Raw genomic sequence first — 1,024 nt, 5'->3', positions numbered from 1 at the left:
CTCGATGTCGCGCCAAGCAGCCTTGCGCTCTGCAGGTGTTGCTTCAGGATTGCTGTATACGAAATGCTGGAACTCATCCCCAGATACACCGTGTGGAATGAACTGCAATCCGCCCGCCAAATGAGCGAACTTATACTTCTCTGTATCTTCTTGGAAGAACAGCTCCATCCAAGGCCATGTGAAGAATTCCATGCTCATCGAATGAATTTCTCCCGCTTCATAAGTTGGCCAGTTATATTCCGGAACCTCGAAATGACGACTCTCGTACACTTGGAACGCATGGCCCGCTTCGTGCGTCAATACGTCGATATCGTCGGATGTACCATTGAAGTTGGAGAAGATAAACGGCACGCCAAACTCACTTAAGAATGTGCAATAACCGCCGCTTTGCTTACCCTTCTTGCTAACAAGATCCATCAGCTCGTTCTCACACATTAAAGTGAAGAACTCGTTCATCTCCGGAGACATTTCTTGATACATCTTCGCTCCGTTCTCAACGATCCATTCTGGATCGCCCTTCGGTGCTGCATTGCCTGTCTTGAATTTGAAGGATTCGTCATAGTAGTACATTTGATCAACGCCGATCCGCTTGCGTTGACGCTCTATCAGCTTTATTGCAGCTGGCACGATATGTTCCAGCACCTGTGCTCTGAAATTCGCGACCATGTTCGCATCATAATCCGTACGGCACATCCGGTCATAGCCAAGCTGAACAAAATTCTCGTAGCCCAGCTTCTTTGCAATTTTCGTACGTACTTTCACCAGATCATCATAAATGCGATCAAACTTCGCTTCGTTTTCCGCCATGAATCCGAACCTCGCCTCAGATGCACGCTTACGCATGTCACGATCTGTAGACAGCTCGAATGGTGTCAATTGTGCCAGTGTACGCTCTTCCCCTTCGAATGGGATTTTGGCTGAAGCGATCAATTGAGAATGTTCGGTTGACAGCTTGTTTTCCAGCTGCAAGTCTTCAATAATTTCAGGGCTAAACGTCTTGAGCATTTTCTCAGCCAACTGGAAC

At 47.5% G+C, this 1,024-nt stretch carries 1 protein-coding gene; it reads right to left on the bottom strand.

Going from position 1 to position 1,024, the window contains the following annotated elements; all coding sequences use genetic code 11:
• Positions 1–1,024: M3 family oligoendopeptidase (locus tag BBG47_RS28185; RefSeq protein WP_139070824.1), on the bottom strand; the 1,024-nt coding region annotated here is incomplete at both ends.

The organism is Paenibacillus sp. KS1 (assembly GCF_001680695.1).
GTDB lineage: Bacteria > Bacillota > Bacilli > Paenibacillales > Paenibacillaceae > Paenibacillus_B > Paenibacillus_B suaedae.
This window is presented reverse-complemented; position numbering and strand designations above follow the sequence as displayed.